This is a genomic window from Pseudacidovorax sp. (genome assembly GCF_017991995.1).
GTDB lineage: Bacteria > Pseudomonadota > Gammaproteobacteria > Burkholderiales > Burkholderiaceae_C > Xenophilus.
This window is the reverse complement of the sequence record NZ_JAGOPN010000021.1, coordinates 21,519-43,998: the sequence shown is the minus strand read 5'-3', so window position 1 is coordinate 43,998 and position 22,480 is coordinate 21,519. Positions and strand designations below refer to the sequence as shown.

The following is a 22,480-nucleotide window of genomic DNA, read 5'->3' as shown; positions in this document are numbered from 1 at the left end:
AAAAGCGCCGGTTCAGGCGTCGTTGGCGGAAGGGGAAGCCGGCCACTGGAACTGGGCCGGCTCCTTGTGGGCAAAGCGGCGCACGGCCTCGGCCACGTAGTCGCTCGCGGCGACGACGGGGTTGGACAGCACCTCGAGGTCGAGCATGGCGCCGAGCCCGCTCTGCAGCGAGGCCTGCAAGGCCCGCTTGCTCAGCCGCAAGGCCACCGGCGAGGCGCCGCCGAAGCTCTGCGCGATGGCCAGAGCGCGCGGCAGCAGCGCCGCAGGCGCGAGCACCTCCAGCGCCAGGCCCATCTGCCGCGCCTCGTCGGCGCCGAACTCGCGGGCGGAGAAGATCAGCTCCTTGGCCCTTTGCAGGCCGACCACGCGCGGCAGCGTGTACCAGGCGCCCAGGTCCGGCACCAGGCCCACGCGGTGGAAGGCCATGGCCAGCCGCGCACGGCGGCTGAGCACCACGATGTCGGCCGTGAGGGCCAGGCTCAGCCCCGCGCCGAAGGCCACGCCATCGACCGCGGCGACGAGCGGCTTGTCCAGGCCGAGCAGGGTTTCGGTCAGCGTCCGGTAGCGCTGCATGCCGGCCAGCCGCTGCTCGGCCGTGCGCGGGCTGGCATCGGCCATGACCTTGAGGTCGCCACCGGCGCAGAAGTCGCCGCCCGCCCCGGCCAGCACCACGGCGCGCACCGCGTCGTCCTGCTGCGCGTCCCGCAGCGCGACGGTGAGCGCCTCGGCCAGGGCCGGGCTGAGCGCATTGCGGCTGCCGCGACGGTCGAGGGTGAGCACGGCAACGGCGGCCTCGCGGGCCACCTGCAGACCGTCCGGGCCGCTCATCGGGCGGCCTCCGGCGTTGCCGCTGGCGCCGTGCCGCGGCGGGCCTCGGACGCGGGCACGCCGTCCTCCATCAGGTCGCAGAACTCGATCATGCCGAGCACCGTGCGGTCGCCACAGCGCCATTCGGTCAGGCTTTCGGTGATCCGGGTGTCGCTGCCGCCGCCGCGGCGCCTGTGGCGCAGCGGCACGGTGCGCAGCACCCTGCCCTGGAGTAGGTAGACACCCTGGGCGGTGGTGACCGTGGCGGTCACCGCACGCGGATACCACGCCTCGTCGTAATCGGTCTCGATGCGGCCGTCGATCACCGGCTCGTAGACGCCGCCGCGCAGCACGTTGCCGCTGATGCGGTCCGGGCCGCCTTCGGGCCGGCCCTTGATCGACAGCAGCACGCCGAACTCGCGGTCGAAGGTGACCGGAATCCACTTGTACCAAAAGAAGCTGTGCCAATGCCGTGGGCCCCAGGACTTGTCGCGGTAGCCCGTGCCCCGCACGAAGTCGAAGCGCTGCCCGTCCACCATGATGTGGCCGGTGACGGCCATGTTCTGCTCGGTATGGCCGCGATAGACCGACAGCGCCGGATCGACGTCGATGGGCCGCCCGTCCATGGTGACGATCTCGCCGCCATGCATGGGCGAGATGCCCTCGAAGTCCAGCACGAAAGTGCCCGGCTTCTTCGGAAAGATCTTGAAGGCACGGCTCGGATCGGCCATGGCCAGGGGGTCGTCCATGACGAGCAGCTCGCCCACGTAGCTGCAGCGCAGGCGGCGGAAGGGCTCGATCACCTCGAAGCGCATGCCGCCGGCATCCATGGCGTCGTTGTTGCCGATGGCCGGCCGCCCGAACATGAAGGCCACCCGCCCGTCGGGCAGGTAGATGCAGCAGGTCATCTCGGCATGGCCTTCGTTGGGCCGGTTGCCCAGACGGAACCAGGCGCCCACGCCCGTGGCCGTCTCGAAGGCATTGAAGTACATGCTCTCGTTGTAGTTGCCTGCGGCTTCGGGCGTGTGGGTGTACTCGTCACGCGGATCGAGACGCAGGCGCGTGTCGGGAGGCATGTACATGGGGGCTCCTGGCGGGTCGCGGCGCTCAGAGGCTGATGTGGAAGCCGCCGTTGACGCCGATGTGCTGGCCGGTCATGTAGCTGCCTGCATCCGACAGCAGGAAGGCCAGCATGCGCACCGCCTCCTCGGCGGTGGACCAGCGGCCCAGGGGAATCTGCGCCAGCATGCCGTCCTTGAACTTCTCGCCGCGCACCACTTCGGTCATGGGCGTTTCCACCACGCCGAAGCAGATGGAGTTGGTGCGGATGTTGTAGCGGCCCCATTCGCGGGCGGCGGTCATCGTCATGCCCAGCAGGCCGGCCTTGGCGGCCGCGTAGTTGATCTGGCCGATGGAGCCCTTGCGCCCCGCGTCCGAAGAGATGTTGATGATCGAGCCGCCGCGGCTGTCGCCGCCCCGCGACCGCGCCACCATGTGCCGGCCCACGGCCTGCAGCCAGTAGAAGCTGCCGGTGAGGTGCACGTCGATCACGTCCTTCCATTGCTGGTCGGTCATCTTCTCGATCATGGCCGGGCGGGTGATGCCGGCGTTGTTGACCAGGCCGTGCAGCGCACCGAAGCGCTCCACCGCCTCGTCCACGGCGCGGGTGGCCAGCGCGGCGTCGGTCACGCTGCCGACCACCGTCATCACCCGGTCGGCGGGCAGCTCGGCCAGGGCGGAGCGCAGGCCGTCGCCGTTCATGTCCACCGCCACCACGCGGCCATCGAGCTGAACGATCAGCTCGGTCAGCGCCTTGCCGATGCCCTGGCCGGCGCCGGTGACGACGACCGTGCGGTCCTGCAGAGTGACAAGAGGATTCATGGGTCGTTGCTCCATTTTGTTTGGTTGAACCAATATTAGATGCTGGCCGATTCGGACGTCAACGGTCGACCCGGTGGCCTGCCCGCGCATCTGTCGCGTCCGTGTCTCGATCACTTATGGTTGAACCATTATTATGGTGGCGACCATCTTTCAAGGTTCACAGGAGAAACGCCGATGACCATCAAGGGCAAGGCCTGCATCGCAGGGGCCTTCGAGCATCCGACGCGCAAGGCGCCGGACAAGACCGTGGCCCAGCTGCATGCCGAATGCGCGCGCGGCGCCCTGGCCGATGCCGGCCTCACGCTGCAGGACGTGGACGGCTACTTCTGTGCCGGCGACGCGCCCGGCCTCGGCGCCAACAGCATGGCCGACTACCTGGGCCTGACCCGCCTGCGCCAAGTCGACACCACGGACACCGGCGGCTCGGCCTACCTCATCCACGTGTCGCATGCCGCCCAGGCCATCGCCGCGGGCAAGTGCGACGTGGCGCTGATCACCCTGGCCGGGCGGCCGCGTACCGAAGGCGGCAGCGGTGTCGGCGTCGGCGCCCGCCTGGTGACGGCCGCCACGCCCGACGCGGCGTGGGAGATGCCGTATTCGCCGGTCACGGTCAACATGTACGCCCTGGCCGCCGCGCGCCACATGCACGAGTACGGCACCACCTCCGAACAGCTCGCCTGGATCAAGGTGGCCGCCTCGCAGCATGCCCAGCACAACCCGCATGCGATGCTGCGGGAGACCGTGACGGTCGAGGAGGTGCTGGCCTCGCCGTTGATCTCCGACCCGCTGCACAAGCTCGACTGCTGCGTGGTGAGCGACGGCGGCGGCGCCCTGGTGGTGGTGCGGCCCGAGATCGCACGCCGGCTCAAGCGGCCCGTGGTGCGGGTGCTGGGTGCCGGCGAAACCATCAAGGGCCAGCTCGGCGGCGCGGTGGACCTGACTTGGTCGGGCGCCGCCGTGTCCGGCCCGGCCGCCTTTGCGGAGGCCGGCGTGAAGCCGGCCGACATCCAGTACGCCTCGATCTACGACAGCTTCACCATCACGGTGCTGATGCAGCTGGAAGACCTCGGCTTCTGCCCCAAGGGCCAGGGCGGCCGCTTCGTGGCCGACGGCAATCTGATCTCCGGCGTGGGCAGGCTGCCCTTCAACACCGACGGTGGCGGCCTGTGCAACAACCACCCGGCCAACCGGGGCGGCATCACCAAGGTGATCGAGGCGGTGCGCCAGCTGCGCGGCGAGGCCCATCCCAAGGTGCAGGTGCCCGACTGCCGGCTGGCGCTGGCGCAGGGCACGGGCGGCCTGCTCGGCTCGCGCCACGGCAGCGCAACGCTCATCATGGAAAGGGAATGACATCATGGCGACGCCCTACACCGAACGCCCCCTCACCACGCTGCCGCACGATGCCGCCACCGAGCGCTTCTGGGCCGCCACCGCCGACCACCTGCTGCTGACGCGCCAGTGCACGAGCTGCCACAAGCCGCACTGGTATCCGCGGCCGGTCTGCCCCTTCTGCCAGGGCGACACGGAGTGGCGCAGCCTGTCGGGCCGGGGCACGATCTACAGCGTCAGCGTCACGCGCCGCGCAGGCCCCATTCCCTATGCCATCGCCTACGTGGCGCTGGACGAGGGCATCACCATGCTCACCAACATCGTGGACTGCGACCTCGACGCGCTGCACATCGGCCAGCGCGTTCAGGTGTGCTTCAAGCCTGCCGAGGACGGCACGCTGGTGCCCATGTTCACACCGGCCTGAAGGACGACCGCCCATGGACACCCTGCAGTTCGAGGTGCGCGAGCAGGTCGGCTGGGTCCGCCTGTCCCGCCCTGCCATCCACAACCCCTTCGACGCCCAGCTGCGCGCCGACCTGATGGCCGTGCTGGAACAGGTGCGCGACGACCCCGGCATCCGCGTGCTGGTGCTCACCGCCACGCCCGGCACCTTCTGTGCCGGCGGCAACCTGCATGTGCTGAAGGAGCACCTGGATTCCGGGCCGGCTTACTGGCAGCAACGCATCCGCGGGGGGCTGCGCTTCATCCAGGACATGCTCCATCTGGGGCGACCGGTCATCGCGGCCGTGGACGGCCCGGCCATGGGCGCGGGCTTCGCGCTGGCGCTCACCGCCGACATCGTGCTGGCCTCCGAGCGCGCGCGCTTCTGCATGGCCTACCTGCGGCTGGGGCTGGTGCCCGACCTGGGGGCGATGTACCTGCTGCCGCGCGCGGTGGGCGTGCAGCGGGCCAAGGAGCTGATCTTCTCCACCCGGGACATCGATGCGCACGAGGCGCAGCGACTGGGCATCGCGATGGAGGTGCATGCCAGCGAGGCGCTGGAGGCCCGTGCCGCCGCCATCGCCCGCAGCCTCACCCAGGCCGCGCCCACGGCCCTGGCCCTGACCAAGGCCGCGCTCAATGCCTCGCTCGATGCGGACCAGCAGACCCTGTTCAGCATGGAGGCGGGCAGCCAGGCCGCCGCCTTCGCCGCGCCGGAGCCGCGCGAGGCCATCGAGGCCATGCTGGCCCGGCGGCCACCGCCGTACCGCGGCTTTCCGCCAGCCGCCTGAGCGCGATCGCCCGAGCGTCGGGCCTGGGGCCCGGAGACGCCTCGTCGCTGTATTACGATTGCCCAAAGAGGTTCATCCAATGCCGACGAAGCGCATCTCCCCGTCCATCCCGCGCGCCAAGGCCGGCCCCGGCGCCACAGCCGCCCTCGCAGAACCGGCGGTCACGCCCCTGTTCCAGCCGGTGCGCACGCGTCGCACCTTCGAGGCGGTCGCCAGTCAGATCCGCGAACAGCTGGCCCGGGGCGAGTTGCGCCCCGGCGACCGGCTGCCCGCCGAAAAGGACCTGGCCGAGCAGTTCGACGTCAGCCGAAGCGCCGTGCGCGAGGCGTTGCGCAGCCTGGAGTCGGCGGGTGTGGTGGAGGCCCTCACCGGCCTGAACGGCGGCTTCTTCATCCGCAACGGCAAACCCACCAGCCTCACCCAGTCCGTGCGCGACATGGTCTCGCTGCAGCAGGCGTCGATCGCTCACGTCACCGAGGCCCGCATCGAGCTGATGGCCGTGGCCATCCGCCTGGCCTGCGAACGGGCGACCGAAGAGGAGATCGACGCCATCGAGGCCGACATCGACTACCACACCGACCTGTTCCGGCAAGGCCACGGCTCGCGCAACACCCATTCGGTGATCCGCTTCTACCAACTCATCGCCGAGGCCACTCACAACGAGGTGTTCACGGCGATGGTCGATGCGCTGTCGGAAATCATCCGCGGCCTGCTGGCCCAGGTGGACCCGCGTCCGCGCAAGGACTTCATGCAGGTGCGCCGCAAGGTGCTCACGCACCTGCGCGCCCGCGATGCCTCGGCCGCGGCGGCGGCCATGACGGCCCACCTCAAGCTCATCAGCGACTACCTCGAAAGCGAAAGCAAGAAGGCAGCGACCAAACGCGTCGCGGCCCGGCGGGCCGCTTGACGCCCCAGCTCTCCAGACCCATGGCAACCAAGACATCGTCTCCCTCCGCCCTCTCCGCCGCGCCGCAGCCCGACCCCGCGGCGCCTGCCGTGCGCTTCCAGGCCGTGCGCTCGGCCCGCGCCTTCGAGGAGATCGCCGACCAGATCCGCACCGAATTGGCCGAGGGCCGGCTGAAGGTGGGCAGCCGGCTGCCGGCCGAACGGGCCCTGGCGGTGCAGTTCGGCGTGTCGCGCAACACGCTGCGCGAGGCACTGCGCTCGCTGGAACACGGCGGCCTGGTGCGGCTGCAGAAGGGCGCCAGCGGCGGTGCCTTCATCAGCGGAGGCTCGGGCCTGGCCATCACCACCAGCCTGATGGACCTGTACCACATCGGCACCATCACGCCCGCCCACCTGACCGAGGCGCGCATCTGGCTCGAATCGGTGATCGTGCGCGAGGCCTGCAGCCGCGCCACGCCCGCGGACCTGGAGGCGCTGCGCAACAACGTCGAGGCCGCCGCCCAGGCCACGAAGGACGGCGACTTCCAGCGCCGCGCCGAGATGCACCTGGACTTCCACCGCATCCTGGCGCGCATGACGGGCAACCCGCTCATGGTGCTGATGATGGACAGCCTGATGGCCGTGCTCAGCCGCTTCATCCAGACCCTGGGCGAGTACGAGAACGCCTTTGTGCTGCCCTCGCGCAAGCGCTTCCTCAAGCACATGGAGGCGCGCGACGTCGACGCCGCCGTGGCCGAGATGGAGGCCAGCCTCAAGCGCCTGCAGAAGGGCTACCTCTCGCACCTGGCGACCGATGACGCCGCGCCTGCGCCCCGCAGCCGCGCGCCGGCGAAGAAGCGCTGAGCGGCGCGGGGTCGCGCCCGCTTCCTTTCTCCTGTCTTTCCTGCCTCGCCGTTGGCGAAGGCGGACGCTCGCGGCCGCCTGCCCGGCGCGGCCGCGTTGCGTGCGTGCGTCCTCGGGACATAGAATGGCTCTACCATTGAAAAATGCATGGCCTGCAGCCGTGCGGCCACCACCATGTCCTACACCTACGAGCGCACCCCGCGCGGGATGTATTTCGAGGATTTCGAGATCGGCCAGACCATCGTGACCTCGCGGCGCACGGTCACGCTGACCGACATCGTCAACTTCGCCTGCCTGTCCGGCGACCACAACGCGCCGCACATCGACCACGAGTTCTGCAAGACCCAGTCCTATGGCGAGCCCATCGCGCACGGGCCGCTGGTGCTGGCCATCGTGGGCGGCCTGCAGTGCCTCACCGGCATCAACGACGGCACCATCATCGCCATGACGGGCCTGGACCAGTGGCGCATGCACCTGCCGGTGAAGGCTGGCGACACCATCCATGCGCTGATCACGCCGGTGGAGAAGAAGCTCACCAGCAGCGGCACGAAGGGCATCGTGACCTGCGAACGCATCGTCAAGAACCAGCGCGGCGAGACGGTGCACTCCATGGTGATCGGCAACATGTACCGCTGCCGGCCTGCGGCCGCCTGACCAACGCGCGTCCGGGCACGGGCTGCGGTCAGGAGCGTCCTCCGGTCAACCCCTAACTTGGACTTCCGGCGGCGACGGGCCACAATCCCATTGGCCCAACCATTGAATCTCGCCGAAGCGCCGACACAAGGAAGACCTTCCATGCACCGCCCCACCGCCGCCCGAATCCTCTGCCTCGCCCTCGCCGCCACGGCGCCGGCCCTTGCCGCCGCCCAGGAGGCCTATCCGAGCCGGCCCATCACCATCGTCGTGCCCTATGCGGCCGGCGGCACCAGCGATGGCCAGGTGCGCATGTTCCAGGACGCGCTGGGCAAGGAACTGGGCCAGCCCATCGTGGTGGACAACCGCCCCGGCGCCTCGGGCGCCATCGCCGCCCAGCTGGTGGCGCGCGCCCGGCCCGACGGCTACACCCTGCTCTACCCCAACAACGGCGTGCTGACCACGCCGCTGCTGAACGACAAGGCCGGCTACGACGCCTTCAAGGACTTGCGGCCCGTGACGCTGACCTCGGTGGTGCCCATGGTGCTGGTGGTCAACAAGGCGGTGCCGGCGGACGATGCCAAGTCCTTCTTCGACTGGGCGCGCAAGCAGCCCAAGGGTGTCATGTACGCCTCGGCCGGCACGGCCTCCTACGGCCACCTGTCCACGGCCCGCCTCATCCAGCTGTCGGGCATCAAGGCCGAACACATTCCCTACAAGGGCGAGGCGGCCTCCACCATGGCGGCGCGCACGGGCGAGGTGCAGATGCTGGTGACCACGCCCTCCTCCGCCATGCTGGGCCAGGTGCAGCAGGGCAACCTGAAGCTGCTGGGCGTCGGCACCCGGGAACCCTCCAGCGTGGTACCGGGCACGCCACCCCTGAACCGCGCCGTGCCCGGCTACGAGGCCCAGGCCTGGTTCGGCGTCATGGCGCCGGCAGGAACGCCCGACGCGGTGGTCGAACGGCTCAATGCCGCCTTCCGCAAGGTCATGGCCGACGACGGGCTCAAGACCCGGCTGCTGGCGACCGGCGCCGTGGCCCGCACCACCAGTCCGGCCGACTTCGCCCAGATGATGAAGACCGAGTCCGATCAGCTGCGCGACATCGTCACCCAGTTCAACATCAAGGCGGAATGAACACCCTTGCCACAGAGGCCGCCGAGCACGACCTGGTGGTCGTCGGCTCCGGCGCGGCCGGCCTCACCGCCGCCATCACCGCCCGCAAGCGCGGGCTGGATGTGGTGGTGCTCGAGAAGGAGCCCGTCTTCGGCGGCACCACGGCACTGTCGGGCGGCGTGCTGTGGATTCCCCTGACCCACCACGGCCTCCGGCAGAACCCGTCCGACACCGCCGAGCAGGTGCGTACCTTCATGCAGGCCGAGACCGGGCAGTTCTACAACGCAGCCGCCGTGGACGCCTTCATCGAGAACGGCCCGCGCATGGTGGACTTCCTGGAGCGCGAGACGGCCATGCAGTTCGTGCCCACCCTCTATCCCGACTACCACCCCACCGCGCCCGGTGGTGCCGACGTGGGCCGCTCGATCCTGGCCACGCCCTACGACATTCGCGGCCTGGGCAAGGACATGCCGCGGCTCAAGCCGCCGCTGCGCAGCATCACCTTCATGGGGATGATGTTCAACTCGTCCAACGCCGACCTGAAGCACTTCTTCCGTGCCACCAGGTCGCTCACTTCCTTCTTCTACGTGGCGCGGCGGCTGGCCAACCACCTCAAGGAGCTGCTGCTCTACCGCCGCGCCGTGCAGGTCACCAGCGGCAATGCGCTGGCGGCACGGCTGGCCCAGTCGGCGCTGGACCTGGGCATTCCCATCCTGACCGACACGCCGGCGCGACGGCTGCTGGTGGAAGGCGGCCGCGTCACCGGCGTGGTGGCCGGACCGGAAGGGGACGAGCGCACGCTGCGCGCACGGCATGGCGTGATCCTCGCCTGCGGCGGCTTTCCGCACGACGCCCGCCGCATCGCACAGGCCTATCCGCACCTGCGGCGCGGGCACCAGCACCTCTCGCCCACGCCGGCAAGCAACACGGGCGACGGCTGCGCGATGGCCGAAGACGCCGGCGGGGTGGTGCAGATCCGCTTCAAGGAGCCCGCTGCCTGGATGCCGGTCACCCATGTGGACTTCGGTGGCGGCCAGACCGGCGTGTTTCCGCACCTGCTGGACCGCTACAAGCCCGGCGTGATCGGCGTGCTGGCCAATGGCCGGCGCTTCACCAACGAATCCAACTCGTACCACGACGTCGGCGCCGCGCTGCACCGAGCGTGCGAGGGCATGCCCGAGACGGCGATGTGGCTGGTCTGCGACCAGATCGCGCTGACCAAGTACGGCCTGGGCTATGTCAAACCGGCGCCGATCCCGCATGGCGCGCTGCTGCGCAATGGCTATCTGCTGCGTGGCCGTACCCTGGAGCAACTGGCCCGGCATGCCGGCATCGATGTCGAGGGTCTGGTCCGCACCGTGGCCGACTACAACCAGCACGCCGCCCGCGGCGAGGACCCGGCTTTCCATCGTGGCGGCACCAGCTTCAACCGCTACCTGGCCGACCCCGACCATGGGCCCAATCCCTGCGTGGCGCCGCTCGTCCAGGGGCCCTTCTATGCCATCAAGCTGCTGATGGGCGACCTCGGCACCTTCGACGGCCTGAGCACCGCCGTCACCGGCGAAGTGCTGCGGCCCGACGGCAGTGCGATTCCCGGCCTCTATGCCGCCGGCAACGACCGCGCCAGCGTGATGGGCGGCAACTACCCGGCGGCCGGCATCACGCACGGGCCCAACATGGCCTTCGCCTTTCTCACGGCCAACCACATTGCGGACCAAGCCCTGAAGCCCACGCAGGCCGCGGCGACGATTCAAGGCGGGCAGCCGGTGCCGGACATTCCGGTGGTCCGACCGGCGCAGGTGGCCTGATGGGCAAGTGGCGAACCGAGGCACGCTTCGTCGGCATGGCGGTCGACGCCGGGGTCGCGCGCCTCACCCTCGACCATCCGGCACGCCGCAACGCCCTGTCGTGGGACATGCTGGTCGAGCTGCGTGCCGCGCTGCTGGAGGCCGACGACCTCCGGGCCGTCCGCGTCATCGTGCTCGAAGGCGCGGGGCCCGACTTCTGCGCCGGCTACGACATGCAGTCGGCCTACGCGCGCTATGCCAGCGAATCCGCCGGCGAGGCCGGCGCGGACCTCTACCGCAGCGGCAGCGGCTCCTTCGACGACGATGCCTGGAAGCTCGAGCGCTTCCAGGAACTGCTGCGCACGCCCTTCACGCTGCACAAGCCCGTGATCGCCAAGGTGCATGGCCATTGCGTGGCCGGTGGCACCGACCTGGCGCTGTACTGCGACATGGTGATCGCGGCGGACGACGCCCGCATCGGCTTCCCGGCCACGCGCGCCATGGGCTCGCCGCCCAACCACATGTGGTTCTACAACGTGGGACCGCAATGGGCCAAGCGGCTGCTGCTGAGCGGCGATGTGGTCAGCGGCGCCGATGCGGCGCGCATCGGCCTGGCGGTGGCCAGCGCGCCCGCCGAGGCGCTGGAAGAAGAGGTGATGACGCTTGCGCGCCGCCTCGCCACCATCGATGCGGAGCTGCTCGCCACCAACAAGCGCATCGTCAACATCGCGCTGGAACTCGCGGGCGCCGGCACCATCGCCCGCCTGGCCGCGGAGATGGACAGCCGCGCCCACCTGAGCCGGGCCAAGCGAGACTTCGATGCCGACGTTGTGGCGATGGGCTTCAAGGCCGCCGCGCGCCGGCGGGACGAACCCTTCGGCGACGGCACGGTGCGGCCCAGCTGGTGAGGTCTGCGGTGCCCGCAGGCGCCAGGGCCCCAGGCCCCGAAGGCCTCGGGCCCTGCGCATCCCCTCGTCTCAGAGCTTCACGCGCCCCGAGCGCACCAGCTTCTCCGAACTCGCCAGCTGCGCCTTGAAGAAGGCGTGCGTGCGATCCGGCGCCCAGCCGACCGAGTCGAAGCCCAGCTCGGCAATCTTGGCCTTGACGTCGGGCAGCAGCACGATCTCGTTGACCTCTTTCGTGAGCAGGTCCACCACGGCCTTGGGCGTGCCGGCGGGTGCCATCAGCGCCGCCCAGCCCGGCATGTCCACGCCGGGATAGCCGAGTTCGGCAAAGGTGGGCACGTCGGGATAGCTGGGCGAGCGCTCGGCCGAGGCCACGGCCAGCGTGCGGATGCGCCCCGGGTAGCGCTTGGTGCCGCCGATGGAGGCGCACACGGCCTGCACCTGGCCGCCGATCACGTCCTGAAGCGCAGGCGCCTCGCCCTTGTAGGGCACATGGATGGTCTCGATGCCGGCCGCCACGTTGAACAGCTCGCCGACGAAGTGCCCGCCCGAGCCCTGCCCGTAGGAGGCATAGGCGAGCTGCCCCGGCCGGGTCTTGGCCAGCGCCACATACTGCCGCAGCGTGGAGGCCGCGAGGTTCTCGCTGATGCCCAGGGCGATGGGCGTGAGCGCGAGCATGCCCACGGTGCTGAAGTCCTCCTGCCGGTAACCCGGCTTGGACATCAGCAACAAGTTGCTGAGAAAGGCGCTGTAGGCCAGCAGCAGCGTGTAGCCGTCGGGGGCGGCCCGGGCCACGGTCTGTGCCGCGATGGCACCGGTGGCGCCGGGCTTGGACTCCACGATCACCGGCTGCCCCAGCCGCTCGGTGAGCTTCTGGCCCACCAGCCGCATCATGATGTCGTGGCCGCCCCCCGGGGGCGTCGGAATGACGAAGCGGATGACGTTGTTGGGATAGCCCTGCGCCTGGGCCGCCGTGGTGGCGGCGCCGCCCAGGGTGGCCAGGCCGGCCGCCAGCACCTGTCGCCGGGAGAATTCCATGGTGTGCGTCTCTTTGATTGGTTGAACCATCTACGTTATCAGGATGGTGAGGTGTTGCGCTCGGGAATAACGCGAAGGTGGCGCCCGTGCGCCTTCGCCGACACCGGATGCAGGGCGTTGACAGGCCCCAGGGATGCTCTTCACGAACGCGCGCGCCGTGGGCATCTGCGGAGTCGGGCGATCCGCGTCGTTGCAACTGCTCGCAGTAGCCGGGCTATTGCTGCGCTTTGCGCCTCGCCGCTCATCCCGATCCGCAGCGCCCAATTGCCGCTCGATTCGTGAAGAGCATCCCTAGCCGCCGGTGTCGCCGCCCGGCTGCACCCAGCGGGGGTTGTTGATGGCAAGCCCATCCCGCAGCCCTTCGCGCAGATGCGCCAGCAGCGCTGGCGAATCAAGCGGCAGTCGGCCGGAGGCGATCTCGGCGCGCAGGGCGTCGTCCGGGGCCGGGGCGTCCGCCCGCGCCTCTGCGGCCGCGCTCTCACCGAGCAGCGCGGCCAGCCCGGCACGCGCCCGCGCGTCGGCCGCGGGACCCAGGCGCAGTTCGCGCGCCACCAGCCGCAGCACGTTGACGCACACCCGCAGCTGGAAGGCGTGATAGCCCTCCAGCAAGGGCCGCAGTTCCAGGTCGAGGTAGTCGGCTGCCGCGTCGAGCAGCACTTCGGCGGGCGGCACCCGTGTGGACACGGGGCGGTCTTCGGCCTTGCCTGCGGAGGGAGCACTCACGGCGCCATCTCCAGCGGCGCGACCAGGTTCAGAAAGTCCCACAGCGGCTCCTCCATGCGGCGGCCGATGGCGGCCAGTTCCAGGCTGGCGGGGCGGCCGTCGGGCCGCTTCTGGCTGCCGCGACGGGCACAGGCGATGGCCCACTTGAGGTTGGCGAACGCCTCCCAGAAGCGCACCCGCTGCGGATCGACGGGCTGCCCGGAAGCCGACTCATAGGCGGCATAGAGCGCCTCGCGCGCGCCGAAGCCGCCCACTTCGCCCAGGCCGCCAAAGCGCCAGGTGCGCATGCACAGCACGCCCAGGTCCTGCATGGGATCGCCGATGCGGGCGATCTCCCAGTCCAGCACACAGCGCACACCGTCCGGCCCGACGACGAGGTTGCCGGTGCGGAAGTCGGCATGCACCAGCGCCGGCGCCACCGGCGGCGGCAGATGGCGGCCGATCCAGGCCATGGCATGGTCGAGCGCGGCATGGCGCACGCCGCAGCCATCGAGCAGGGCGCGGTAGGCCGCCAGCTCCTGCGCCGGGGTGAAGGCCTGCAGGAAGGTCAGCCCGCCGAGGGGCGTGCGATGGATCGTGGCGAGGATCTCGCCGCACTGGCCCGCCATGCGGGTGCGGGCAGCGGCGAAGGCCTCGCCGCGCAGGATGCGGCGGCCCAGCGTCTCGCCGGCCACGCGGCGGGTGACGTAGCCCTCGCCCAGGCCGTCCTCCGGCGCGAGCACCGCCTCCACCACGGGCGCGGGCGTACCAGCGGCACGCGCGGCCTGCATCAGCGCCGCCTCCTGCGGGCCGCTCAGCTTGGGCACCTGGCCGGCGGCGGCACCGAGTGGGGGCGTCTGCTGCAGGATCAGCGGCTGCGGCTGCGGCGGCGCGCCCGGCACGGCCCAGTCGAAGGACCAGGTGGCCTTGGTCCCGCCGGCCGTCAGCCGCTGCAGGCCGCGCACCTCGCCGGTCGAACCGGAGCGGCGTGCCAGCACGCGGCCCAGCGCGGCCGCGACTTCGTCGCTCGGCAACGCGGCCATCAGATCTGCCGGCCGGTGTTCTGCCAGAAGGGATCGCGCAGCCGGCGCTTGAAGATCTTGCCGCTGTCCTCGCGCGGCAGGGCGGCATGGAAGTCGATGCGGCGCGGCACCTTGTAGCGGGCCAGGCGGGCCTCCAGGTAGTGGCGGATGTCCGCCTCCGCGAGCTGCGCGCCGGGCTCGCGCTCCACGGCCGCAGCCAGCGACTCGCCGAAGTCCTCGTCCGGAATGCCGAAGACGGCGCAGTCGCGCACCCCCGGGCACTGGGCCAGCACCATCTCGATCTCCGCGGGATACACGTTGGTGCCGCCGAAGATCACCATGTCCGAGCGGCGGTCGCACAGGTACAGCCGGCCGTCCTTGAGATAGCCGACGTCGCCCACGCTGATCAGGCCGTCACGCTCCACGCTGCTGCGCTTGGCGTCGTTGTTGAGGTAGGTGAAGTCGGGATAGGCGGACACGCGCATGTAGATCTCGCCGATCTCGCCCTCAGGCACCGGCCGGCCGTCCTCGCCATAGAAGGCGACGCGGGTACCCGGCGTGGGGGTGCCGACCGAGCCGGGGTGCGCCAGCCAGTCCTGCGGCGTGGACAGCGTGGCCGTGCCCACCTCGGTGCCGCCGTAGGTCTCGTAGACCACCGGCCCCCACCAGTCCATCAGCGCCTGCTTGACTTCACGCGGGCACGGCGCGCCGGTGTGCGTGACCCACTGCAGCGAGCCCACGTCGTAGCGCGCGCGCACCTCGGCCGGCAGCTTGAGCAGGCGCACGAACATGGTGGGCACCATCACCGCATGGGTGATCCGGTGCCGGGCGATCAGCGCCAGGGTTTCCTCGGCGTCGAACTTGGACTGCACCACCAGCAGCTCGGCCGCACCGAAGGCCTGGCGGCCGTAGGCATTGGGCGAGGCGTGGTACAGCGGGCCGGTGATCAGCGCCCGCACGCCGGGCACGAGGCCGTACACGCGCTCGATGATCTCCCGGTAGGCCTGCGCCTGCTCAGGCGTGGAGGGATGGCGCCGCACGCCCTTGGGATGCCCGGTGGTGCCCGAGGTGTAGATCATGGTGGCCCGGCTCGGCCGCGGCGGCGCATCCCAGGGCGCGAAGCGCTCGCACCATTGCGGCCAGAGCACGTCGTCCGGCGCGGGTTGGGCCTGCGCGTCGTCGATGCCGTAGCGCGCCAGCACCTGCGGCGGCGTGGGCACCACGCGCACGACGAGCCCTGCCGGCAGCCGGCCGCGCAGCGGCGCCAGCAGGTCCGCATGGGCCACCAGCACCTTGGGGCGGGCGTCCTCCAGCACGTAGAGCAGCTCCTCAGTCTTGCCGTGCCAGTTCAGCGGAACCGCGTAGGCACCGATGGCGGCCGCCGCCTGCTGCACCTCGAAGAAGGCGAAGTCGTTGCGCAGCAGCAGCGCCACGCAGTCGCCCTCGGCAACGCCCAGCTCGGCCATGCCGGTGGCTGCGCGCCGGGCCTGCAATTGCACCTGCGACCGGGGCACGCCCTGGTCATCCAGATAGATCATGGCTTCGTTCATGGCCGTCTTGCTCTGCTCGTTGTCTCTGATGTTTCTTTCGGGACCGGTCATCGGCGCCCGTCACGCCGCCAGCGCGGTCGCGAGGCGCGACGCATGGGCACCGCTGTCGCCGAACAGCTGGTCCATCACGTGGATGCGACGCAGGCAGTGGCCGACGGCGTATTCCTCGGTCATGCCGATGCCGCCGTGCAGCTGGATGGCGCCATGCGCCACCTCGCGCGCATGGCGGCCGACGCACAGCTTGGCACGGTGCAGGTCGAGGGCCGCCTCGTCGCCTTCGGGAAGGTCGACCGCGACGGCGGCGGCCATGGCCATGCTGCGGGCCATCTCGAGATCCACGCGCATCTCGGCCACCCGATGACGCAGCGCCTGGTTCTCGCCGATGGCCCGGCCGAACTGCTTGCGGGTGTGAAGGTAGTCGACCGCGAGCCGGTTGGCGGTCTCCGCCGCGCCCAGCATGTCGGCGCAGGCCAGCGCGATGCCCATGGCGACCGCACCGTCGATGGCACGGCCGCCCGCATCGCCATCGGAGGGATCGGTCAGGGGACGGGCCGGCACGGCCGCCAGCCGCAGTTCGGCGGCCGGCGTGTCGTCCACCATGCGGTAGGTGCGCCATTGCAGCCCGGGGGCACCGGCATCGACGAGGAAGAGGGCGCGCCCGGCCGGGCTGTCCGCGCTGCCGTCGGTGCGGGCACTGATGATGACGTGGCCGGCCGAGGCCGCGCCGAGCACATGGGCCTTGGCGCCATCGAGCACCCACGCTCCAACGCGGCGCGTGGCGCGGGTCTCGATCCAGCAGGGCGCGTGGCGGCCGGCGATTTCGTCATGGGCCCACGCGATGCAGGCGCTGCCGTCGGCAAGGGCGGGCAGCAGCTCCGCGCACAGCGCCTCATCGGCGCCCAGTCGCAGCGCCGTCGCAGCCAGCACCTGGGGCAGCAGCGGCTCCAGGCACAGGGCCCCACCCAGGGCCTGCATCACCGGCAGCAGGGCGCGGGCGCCACCGTCGAAGCCGCCGTGGGCCGACGGCACCGCCAACGCAGTGACACCCAGCTCGGCCAGATGCTGCCAGGTTTGCGGGTCCTGCCCGTCCTCGCTGGCGGCATGGGTACGGCGCTGCTCGAAGCCGTAGCGCTCGGCCATCAGGCGCGTCAGGCTGTCCTGCAGCGCGCGTTGTTCATCGTCGAGTTCGAAATTCATCGGGTTCCCTGCCTCATCCCAGGATGGCCTTGGCCAGAATGTCCTTCTGCACTTCGCTGGTGCCGCCGTAGATGCTGGCGGCGCGCGAGTAGAAGTAGCGCGGCACCAGCGGGCCGTGCACGAGTTCCTCGTCGCCCTCGCGCTGCTCCAGGCCGGCCGGGCCGGCGAGCCGCGCCAGCAGCGCATTCACCGCCTGCTGCAAAGCCACGCCCTTGAGCTTGAGCACCGACGCGAAGGCCGGCAGCGCCTGCTGCTCGGCGGGGGTGAGCAGGAAGCGGTAGTTGGTCAGCTCGAGTGCACGGATCTCCGCATCGAGTGCCGCCATCTCGGCGCGCAGCCCGGCATCGTCGATCAGCCGCCCACCTTGCGGCAGCGCCTGGGCTGCCATGTGGCGTGCAAGGTCCAGCCGCTCGCGGCACAGCCCGACGTTGGCGATGCCGGTGCGTTCGTTGCCGAGCAGGAACTTGGCGCAGTCCCAGCCCTTGTTCTCCTCGCCCACCAGGTTGGCCACGGGCACCTGCACGTCGTCGAAGAACACCTCGTTGAGATGGTGGCCGCCGTCGATGGATTGGATGGGGCGGATGGTGATGCCCGGTGACTTCAGGTCGATCAGCAGGAAGGAGATGCCGGCCTGCTTGCGGGCCTCGGGGTCGGTGCGTACCAGCGCGAACACCCAGTCCGCGAGGTGGGCAGTGGTGGTCCAGATCTTCTGCCCGTTGACCACATAGTGCTCGCCCCGGCGCTCGGCGCGGGTGCGCAGCGAGGCCAGGTCCGAGCCGGCGCCCGGCTCCGAGAAGCCCTGGCAGAACCACAGGTCGAGGTTGGCGAGCCGCGGCAGAAAGTGGTCGCACTGCGCCGGCGTGCCGAACTTCATCAGCACCGGGCCGAGCATGGTGAGGTTGAACACCTGCGGTAGCGGTGCTGGCGCGCGGTAGAGCTCGTCCATGAGGATCAGGCGCTCCATCTGCCCCAGCTCGGCGCCGCCATAGCGCGCCGGCCAATGCGGCGCCGCCCAGCCGCGCTCATTGAGGATGCGCTGCCACGCCACGGTGTCCTGCTTGCGCGGCGGATGCCCGGCGCGCAGACGCGCGCGGATGTCCGCCGGCAGACGCTCTTCAATGAAGGCCCGTACCTCGGCACGGAAGGCGCGCTGCGCCGGTGTGAATTCCAGGTCCATCTCGTCCTCTTGGTGTCTCCAGCCTCGAAAACCGGGCGGCGCTATTATTATGGTTGAACCAATATCAATGAGCAACGATGGCCAGACTTCGACGGTCTGGCCATTCATGAAAAAAGGGGCTTGCGCCCCCTGCTGCATGACTGAGGCCGGATCAGCCCAAATCCATCTGCTTGGCCAGGATGTTGCGCTGGATTTCGTTGGTGCCGCCGCCGATGGGGCCCACGCGCGAGTCGCGGAAGAACATCTGCATGTCGTATTCCATGGAGTAGCCCGCGCCGCCCATGATCTGCATGCCGATGTCGGCGCACTTGAAGTTGTTGTCGGTGGCGACGATCTTGGCGATGGAGGCTTCGGTCACCGCGGGTGTTCCGGAGTCGAGCACATCGGCCGCGCGGTACACCATCTGGCGCGCCGTCTCCGACAGGATCAGCATGTCGGCCAGCTTGTGCTGGATCACCTGGAATTGCGAGATGGGCTGGCCGAACTGCACGCGGTCCTTGGCATAGTCGCGGGCGTATTCGGTGATCTTGAAGCAATGACCGGCCGAGATGGCGGCCAGGCCCAGCCGCTCCAGGCCCAGGCAGCTCATGATGTTCTTCCAGGCCCGGCCTTCGCCGCCGAACAGGTTCTGCGCCGGCACGCGCACGTTCTCGAAGAACACCTCGTTGGCGTGCGAAGTGCGGCGGCCCAGCATCTGAAGTGGCCGCACCGTCACGCCGGGCGTCTTGGCATCGACCAGCAAGGTACTGATGCCCTGGTGCCGGTTGGCGCCATCGCGGTCGGTGCGGGTGATGACGACGAAGTAATCCGCCACATGGCCGCAGGTGATCCACACCTTGTTGCCGTTGAGGATGTAGTCGTCGCCCTCGCGCTGCGCGAAGGTCTTGACGCCGGCCACGTCGGAGCCGGTGCCGGGCTCCGACATGCACAGCGCCAGCTTGGCCTTGCCCGCGATGATGCGGGGCACCAGGTCCTTCTTCATCTCGGGACTGCCGAACTTGGCGATGTGCATGCCCGCATACACGGCCGAGGTGGTGATGGCCTGGGCGATGCCGGTGTAGTGGTAGCCCATGGCCTCCAGGAAGATGGCGATGTCGCGGTAGGAGCCGCCGGTGCCGCCCAGCTCTTCCGGATAGAAGAGGCCGATGTAGCCGGCATCGGCCAGCGCCTCGTAGGCCTCGAGCGGGAACTCGCGCGCCTCGTCCATCTTGCGGATCTTCTCCCAGGGCAGATGGCGGCCCAGCAGGTCGAGCACGCCCTCGCGCATCATGCGCTGGTCGTCGGTGAGGCCGGTGGTGTTGAACAAGCTCATGGCTTTCTTTCTCCTGTGTATCGAATCGGGTTGAAGGTGAAGGCCGTGCTCAGCCCAGCGGCCGCGCGGCGAACAGCGGACCGTCCCAGTACTGCAGCACCACCATCTCCACGGTCTGGCCGATGGCCAGCGGTCGCTGGGGGTCCTCGACCAGGCGGCAGGCCAGGCGCAGGCCGTCGTCGAGATCGACGATGCCGCAGGCATAAGGCGCTTCGGGCGCGAACACCGCAGGCGCCGCATGGATGCGCGTCCACGAATAGAGCGTGCCGGTGCGCCCCAGCGGGCTCCACTCGACGTCCGTGGACCAGCAGTGCGGGCACACCGGCTTGGGCGGAAAGGTCTGGCGTGCGCAGGACTTGCAGCGTGTGCTCGTCCAGCGGCCTTCGCGCAGCGCCTGCCAGAAGGTGCTCGTGAACGCCGATGCCCGCGGCGGATAGGCCCGGTCCTCGGCGACGGGGAGTTGGGGCAGCGGCTGCGTCATTGCACGGCCTCCATGACATGGATGAGTGCGGCGTTGTAGTTACCCAGTTCGCCCGTGGCCAGGCCGAAGCGCGCGTTCTTCACCTGCCGCTCGCCGGCCCGGCCGCGCAGCTGTTCGGCCAGTTCGACATAGTTGTAGAGCGAGGTCACATAGGCCGGATGCCCGCGGGAGGTGAGGCCACCTGAAGTCGAGATGGGAATGCGCCCGCCGAGCCGCGTCTGGCCTTCGGCCGCCGCCCGCGCACCCTGGCCGCGTGGCAGCAGGCCGATGGCCTCGCTCACCAGCACCTCCACGATGGTGCAGGGGGCATAGAGTTCGGCCAGATCGAGCTGCTCCGGACCGATGCCCGCCTGCCGATACGCGTCCCGCGCGGCCTGGCGCGCCGCCGTGAAGCCGATCATGTCATTGGGCACGTCGCTGATCTGGTGCGAGCCGTCGTGGCAGAAGCCGCGGCCGCGCACGAGCACGTAGGGCCGGCCCAGCGACTTGGCCACGTCTTCGCTGGCCAGCACCAGACAGGCGGCCCCGTCACCGCGCGGCGGCACCTCGTACAGCCCCAGCGGCTCGACGATGGGCCGCTGCGCGACCACCTCGTCCAGCGTGATCGGCTTGCGGAACTGGGCCAGCGGGTTGAGCGAGGCATGGTGCCGGTTCTTGACCGCCACCGCCGCGATCTGCTCGCGCGTCGCGCCATGCTCGTGCATGTAGCGCATGGCGTCCATGGCGTACCAGGCAATGGGCGTGAAGCCGGCGGAGGTGTGGAAGTCCACGTCGCCGGTGGTGCGCATGCTGCTCATCATGTGCTCGGTGGCGGACACCGCGCTTTCCATGTTGATGCCCAGGGCCAGCGCCACATTGGCCCGGCCCAGCAGGATGTCGTTGCACGCCTGGTCGAAGGCCAGGGCGGCCGTCATGCCGTTGCCCATCACCTCCATCACGTTCCCGCGGCAGGCCAGCCGCAGCTGGCCCATCAGGAAGGTATGGAAGTACTTCTGCCGCGTGTAGGGCCGCGGCAGCGTGAAGACCAGGCTCTGGATGTCCTGCTTGTCGACGCCAGCGTCGCGCACGGCCTCGACCACCAGCCGGGTCATGATCTCGTGCTCCAGCGTCTGCAGCACCGCGTCGTCGGCAGTCTGGTGACGACCGACCGGAATGGCGCTCGCGCCGACGATGGCGACGGCGCGGCTCACTGGGCGGCCCTCCGCGCGGGGCGCCCGGGGATTCGCACTCGTGCCTGGACCGGTGCGTTCATGGCTGGGCCACCAATTCGGGTGCGCCGAAGGCGCCGGCCGCGCGCAGCGCCTCGATGCGTTCCTCGTCCAGGCCCAGCGCGTCCGCCAGCACAGCCTCGGTGTCCGCACCCACGGCTGGTGCCGCCCGCTCCACCACGGCTGGCGTGCGCGACAGCCGCAGCGGCGTTGCCACGTTGGGCACCCATCCCTTGACTGGATGCGGGATGCGCGTGACCAGCTGGCGGTCGCGCGCCTCCTCCGAGGCCAGGGCCTGCGCCAGCGTGCGCACTTCGCCCGAGGGCACGCCCGCCGCGCGCAGCCGCGGCTGCCAGTGGCGCCAGGGATGCTTGCCGAACTCGGCCTGAATGATGTCGAACAGGTACTCGCGCTGCTGCAGCCGATTGGCGCGCTTGGACAGTACGGGGTCGTGGGCGATGTCGGGCCGCTCCAGCACCTGCTCGAACAGCCGCACGAAGATGCCGTCGTTGCCACAGTTGATGTAGAAGGGCATGTCCTGGCACTGGAAGACGCCCGACGGGCAGGTGTCCGGACTGGTGTTGCCGTTGCGCTGCGGCTCATAGCCGGTGGTCAGGTGCTGCATGGCGCCGAAGCCGGTCATCAGCACGGCCGTGTCGAACAGGGCCACCTCCACGAACTGGCCCTTGCCGTCGCGGGTGCGGGCCATCAGCGCCAGCAGGATCGCGTTGGTCGCGGACATGGCGGTGGCCACGTCCATCACCGCGGCGCCACTGCGCACGCCCTGGCGGTCGGCATAGCCGTTCATCGAGATGAAGCCGCTCTCGGCCTGCGCGATGGGGTCGAAGCCCAGCCGGTCCGCATGGGGGCCGGAGCGGCCATAGGCCGACACCGAGCAGTAGATGAGCTTCGGGTTCATCTGCGCGCAGCGCTCATAGTCGAAGCCGAAGCGCTCCATCACGCCAGTGGAGAAGTTCTCCACCAGCACATCCGCGGTCTCGATGAGCGCGCGTACGACCTCGCGGCCGGCCTCCGACTTGAGGTCCACGCCGATGCTGCGCTTGTTGCGGTTGGTCCAGATGTAGGGCGCGCCCTGGGCGGGCAACTCCGGATCCATGGGCGGGTAGTAGCGGAAGTCCTCGCCCTTGACCGGCGCCTCGATCTTGATGACGTCGGCACCGAAGTCGGCCAGCGTCATGGTGGCCAGCGGCCCGGCCACGAAGTGCGTGAAGTCCACCACCCGGATGCCCTCGAGCGCCTGCGGCGTGCGCGATGCGGGCACCGGCTGCTCGGGCAAGGCGTTGATTCTTGCTTGATCGAACACTGTCCGTCCTCGAAAATGTCTATGGTTCTA

22 protein-coding genes are annotated in these 22,480 nt (G+C 69.9%); 9 read left to right on the top strand and 13 right to left on the bottom strand.

Going from position 1 to position 22,480, the window contains the following annotated elements:
* Positions 1-12: 12 nt before the first annotated feature.
* The 3 genes from KBC94_RS23955 to KBC94_RS23945 are packed head-to-tail and all read right to left on the bottom strand — an operon-like array spanning position 13 to position 2,688.
* The gene (locus KBC94_RS23955) at positions 13-828 is read right to left on the bottom strand and encodes an enoyl-CoA hydratase/isomerase family protein (protein WP_294376231.1); all 816 of its coding nucleotides are present in this window, start codon (positions 826-828) and stop codon (positions 13-15) included.
* The gene (locus tag KBC94_RS23950; protein WP_294376229.1) at positions 825-1,889 is read right to left on the bottom strand and encodes a hypothetical protein; all 1,065 of its coding nucleotides are present in this window, start codon (positions 1,887-1,889) and stop codon (positions 825-827) included. The genes KBC94_RS23955 and KBC94_RS23950 overlap by 4 nt, the downstream gene beginning before the upstream one ends.
* 25 nt (positions 1,890-1,914) lie before the next feature.
* A complete protein-coding gene (locus tag KBC94_RS23945; protein WP_294376227.1) occupies positions 1,915-2,688 on the bottom strand; it encodes an SDR family NAD(P)-dependent oxidoreductase in 774 nt (257 codons plus the stop codon).
* A 174-nt stretch (positions 2,689-2,862) separates the two neighbouring features.
* Here KBC94_RS23945 and KBC94_RS23940 point away from each other — a divergent pair, with 174 nt between their 5' ends.
* The 9 genes from KBC94_RS23940 (at position 2,863) to KBC94_RS23900 (ending at position 11,442) form a co-directional block, all read left to right on the top strand.
* The gene (locus KBC94_RS23940; RefSeq protein WP_294376225.1) at positions 2,863-4,038 is read left to right on the top strand and encodes a thiolase domain-containing protein; all 1,176 of its coding nucleotides are present in this window, start codon (positions 2,863-2,865) and stop codon (positions 4,036-4,038) included.
* Between the two features lie 4 nt (positions 4,039-4,042).
* Positions 4,043-4,441, top strand: a complete 399-nt coding sequence (locus tag KBC94_RS23935; RefSeq protein ID WP_294376222.1) for an OB-fold domain-containing protein — start codon at positions 4,043-4,045, stop codon at positions 4,439-4,441.
* A gap of 13 nt (positions 4,442-4,454) precedes the next feature.
* Complete coding sequence (locus KBC94_RS23930; protein ID WP_294376220.1) at positions 4,455-5,249, top strand: enoyl-CoA hydratase/isomerase family protein; 795 nt, start codon at positions 4,455-4,457, stop codon at positions 5,247-5,249.
* 79 nt (positions 5,250-5,328) lie between these two features.
* A complete protein-coding gene (locus KBC94_RS23925) occupies positions 5,329-6,156 on the top strand; it encodes a GntR family transcriptional regulator (RefSeq protein ID WP_294376217.1) in 828 nt (275 codons plus the stop codon).
* A gap of 20 nt (positions 6,157-6,176) precedes the next feature.
* A complete protein-coding gene (locus KBC94_RS23920) occupies positions 6,177-6,998 on the top strand; it encodes a FadR/GntR family transcriptional regulator (RefSeq protein ID WP_294376215.1) in 822 nt (273 codons plus the stop codon).
* A gap of 147 nt (positions 6,999-7,145) precedes the next feature.
* On the top strand, positions 7,146-7,652 hold the full coding sequence (locus KBC94_RS23915) for a MaoC/PaaZ C-terminal domain-containing protein (protein WP_294376214.1): 507 nt from the start codon (positions 7,146-7,148) through the stop codon (positions 7,650-7,652).
* A 141-nt stretch (positions 7,653-7,793) separates the two neighbouring features.
* Entirely contained in the window at positions 7,794-8,768 is a 975-nt protein-coding gene (locus tag KBC94_RS23910) for a tripartite tricarboxylate transporter substrate binding protein (protein ID WP_294376211.1), read from the top strand.
* Entirely contained in the window at positions 8,765-10,555 is a 1,791-nt protein-coding gene (locus KBC94_RS23905; RefSeq protein ID WP_294376209.1) for an FAD-dependent oxidoreductase, read from the top strand. Before KBC94_RS23910 ends, KBC94_RS23905 begins: the two co-directional genes overlap by 4 nt.
* Complete coding sequence (locus KBC94_RS23900) at positions 10,555-11,442, top strand: crotonase/enoyl-CoA hydratase family protein (RefSeq protein ID WP_294376208.1); 888 nt, start codon at positions 10,555-10,557, stop codon at positions 11,440-11,442. Before KBC94_RS23905 ends, KBC94_RS23900 begins: the two co-directional genes overlap by 1 nt.
* A gap of 69 nt (positions 11,443-11,511) precedes the next feature.
* Here KBC94_RS23900 and KBC94_RS23895 read toward each other — a convergent pair whose 3' ends face one another.
* From KBC94_RS23895 to KBC94_RS23850, 10 genes are all read right to left on the bottom strand, one after another.
* Entirely contained in the window at positions 11,512-12,477 is a 966-nt protein-coding gene (locus KBC94_RS23895) for a tripartite tricarboxylate transporter substrate binding protein (protein WP_294376206.1), read from the bottom strand.
* 291 nt (positions 12,478-12,768) lie between these two features.
* Positions 12,769-13,200, bottom strand: a complete 432-nt coding sequence (locus KBC94_RS23890) for a DUF6285 domain-containing protein (protein WP_294376205.1) — start codon at positions 13,198-13,200, stop codon at positions 12,769-12,771.
* Positions 13,197-14,222, bottom strand: coding sequence for a phosphotransferase family protein (locus tag KBC94_RS23885; RefSeq protein WP_294376202.1), 1,026 nt, complete (start codon positions 14,220-14,222; stop codon positions 13,197-13,199). The genes KBC94_RS23890 and KBC94_RS23885 overlap by 4 nt, the downstream gene beginning before the upstream one ends.
* Entirely contained in the window at positions 14,222-15,751 is a 1,530-nt protein-coding gene (locus KBC94_RS23880; RefSeq protein ID WP_294376199.1) for an acyl-CoA synthetase, read from the bottom strand. The genes KBC94_RS23885 and KBC94_RS23880 overlap by 1 nt, the downstream gene beginning before the upstream one ends.
* A 60-nt stretch (positions 15,752-15,811) precedes the next feature.
* Positions 15,812-16,948, bottom strand: a complete 1,137-nt coding sequence (locus KBC94_RS23875; RefSeq protein ID WP_294376196.1) for an acyl-CoA dehydrogenase family protein — start codon at positions 16,946-16,948, stop codon at positions 15,812-15,814.
* Between the two features lie 13 nt (positions 16,949-16,961).
* Positions 16,962-18,125, bottom strand: a complete 1,164-nt coding sequence (locus KBC94_RS23870; RefSeq protein WP_294376194.1) for an acyl-CoA dehydrogenase family protein — start codon at positions 18,123-18,125, stop codon at positions 16,962-16,964.
* Between the two features lie 151 nt (positions 18,126-18,276).
* Positions 18,277-19,437 (bottom strand): acyl-CoA dehydrogenase family protein, encoded by a 1,161-nt coding sequence (locus tag KBC94_RS23865; protein ID WP_294376191.1) that lies wholly within the window; start codon positions 19,435-19,437, stop codon positions 18,277-18,279.
* A gap of 49 nt (positions 19,438-19,486) precedes the next feature.
* Positions 19,487-19,918, bottom strand: a complete 432-nt coding sequence (locus tag KBC94_RS23860) for a Zn-ribbon domain-containing OB-fold protein (protein ID WP_294376189.1) — start codon at positions 19,916-19,918, stop codon at positions 19,487-19,489.
* Positions 19,915-21,108, bottom strand: a complete 1,194-nt coding sequence (locus KBC94_RS23855; protein WP_294376185.1) for a thiolase family protein — start codon at positions 21,106-21,108, stop codon at positions 19,915-19,917. Before KBC94_RS23855 ends, KBC94_RS23860 begins: the two co-directional genes overlap by 4 nt.
* A 58-nt stretch (positions 21,109-21,166) precedes the next feature.
* The gene (locus tag KBC94_RS23850; RefSeq protein WP_294376183.1) at positions 21,167-22,423 is read right to left on the bottom strand and encodes a CoA transferase; all 1,257 of its coding nucleotides are present in this window, start codon (positions 22,421-22,423) and stop codon (positions 21,167-21,169) included.
* Positions 22,424-22,480 lie beyond the last annotated feature (57 nt).

Coding starts and splice junctions, on each gene's coding strand:
- KBC94_RS23865 (WP_294376191.1), bottom strand. CDS start 19,437: ATGAGCTTGTTCAACACCACCGGCCTCACCGACGACCAGCGCATGATG.
- KBC94_RS23945 (WP_294376227.1), bottom strand. CDS start 2,688: ATGAATCCTCTTGTCACTCTGCAGGACCGCACGGTCGTCGTCACCGGC.
- KBC94_RS23940 (WP_294376225.1), top strand. CDS start 2,863: ATGACCATCAAGGGCAAGGCCTGCATCGCAGGGGCCTTCGAGCATCCG.
- KBC94_RS23935 (WP_294376222.1), top strand. CDS start 4,043: ATGGCGACGCCCTACACCGAACGCCCCCTCACCACGCTGCCGCACGAT.
- KBC94_RS23905 (WP_294376209.1), top strand. CDS start 8,765: ATGAACACCCTTGCCACAGAGGCCGCCGAGCACGACCTGGTGGTCGTC.
- KBC94_RS23910 (WP_294376211.1), top strand. CDS start 7,794: ATGCACCGCCCCACCGCCGCCCGAATCCTCTGCCTCGCCCTCGCCGCC.
- KBC94_RS23950 (WP_294376229.1), bottom strand. CDS start 1,889: ATGTACATGCCTCCCGACACGCGCCTGCGTCTCGATCCGCGTGACGAG.
- KBC94_RS23860 (WP_294376189.1), bottom strand. CDS start 19,918: ATGACGCAGCCGCTGCCCCAACTCCCCGTCGCCGAGGACCGGGCCTAT.
- KBC94_RS23955 (WP_294376231.1), bottom strand. CDS start 828: ATGAGCGGCCCGGACGGTCTGCAGGTGGCCCGCGAGGCCGCCGTTGCC.
- KBC94_RS23930 (WP_294376220.1), top strand. CDS start 4,455: ATGGACACCCTGCAGTTCGAGGTGCGCGAGCAGGTCGGCTGGGTCCGC.
- KBC94_RS23875 (WP_294376196.1), bottom strand. CDS start 16,948: ATGAATTTCGAACTCGACGATGAACAACGCGCGCTGCAGGACAGCCTG.
- KBC94_RS23920 (WP_294376215.1), top strand. CDS start 6,177: ATGGCAACCAAGACATCGTCTCCCTCCGCCCTCTCCGCCGCGCCGCAG.
- KBC94_RS23885 (WP_294376202.1), bottom strand. CDS start 14,222: ATGGCCGCGTTGCCGAGCGACGAAGTCGCGGCCGCGCTGGGCCGCGTG.
- KBC94_RS23915 (WP_294376214.1), top strand. CDS start 7,146: ATGGCCTGCAGCCGTGCGGCCACCACCATGTCCTACACCTACGAGCGC.
- KBC94_RS23895 (WP_294376206.1), bottom strand. CDS start 12,477: ATGGAATTCTCCCGGCGACAGGTGCTGGCGGCCGGCCTGGCCACCCTG.
- KBC94_RS23870 (WP_294376194.1), bottom strand. CDS start 18,125: ATGGACCTGGAATTCACACCGGCGCAGCGCGCCTTCCGTGCCGAGGTA.
- KBC94_RS23880 (WP_294376199.1), bottom strand. CDS start 15,751: ATGAACGAAGCCATGATCTATCTGGATGACCAGGGCGTGCCCCGGTCG.
- KBC94_RS23925 (WP_294376217.1), top strand. CDS start 5,329: ATGCCGACGAAGCGCATCTCCCCGTCCATCCCGCGCGCCAAGGCCGGC.
- KBC94_RS23900 (WP_294376208.1), top strand. CDS start 10,555: ATGGGCAAGTGGCGAACCGAGGCACGCTTCGTCGGCATGGCGGTCGAC.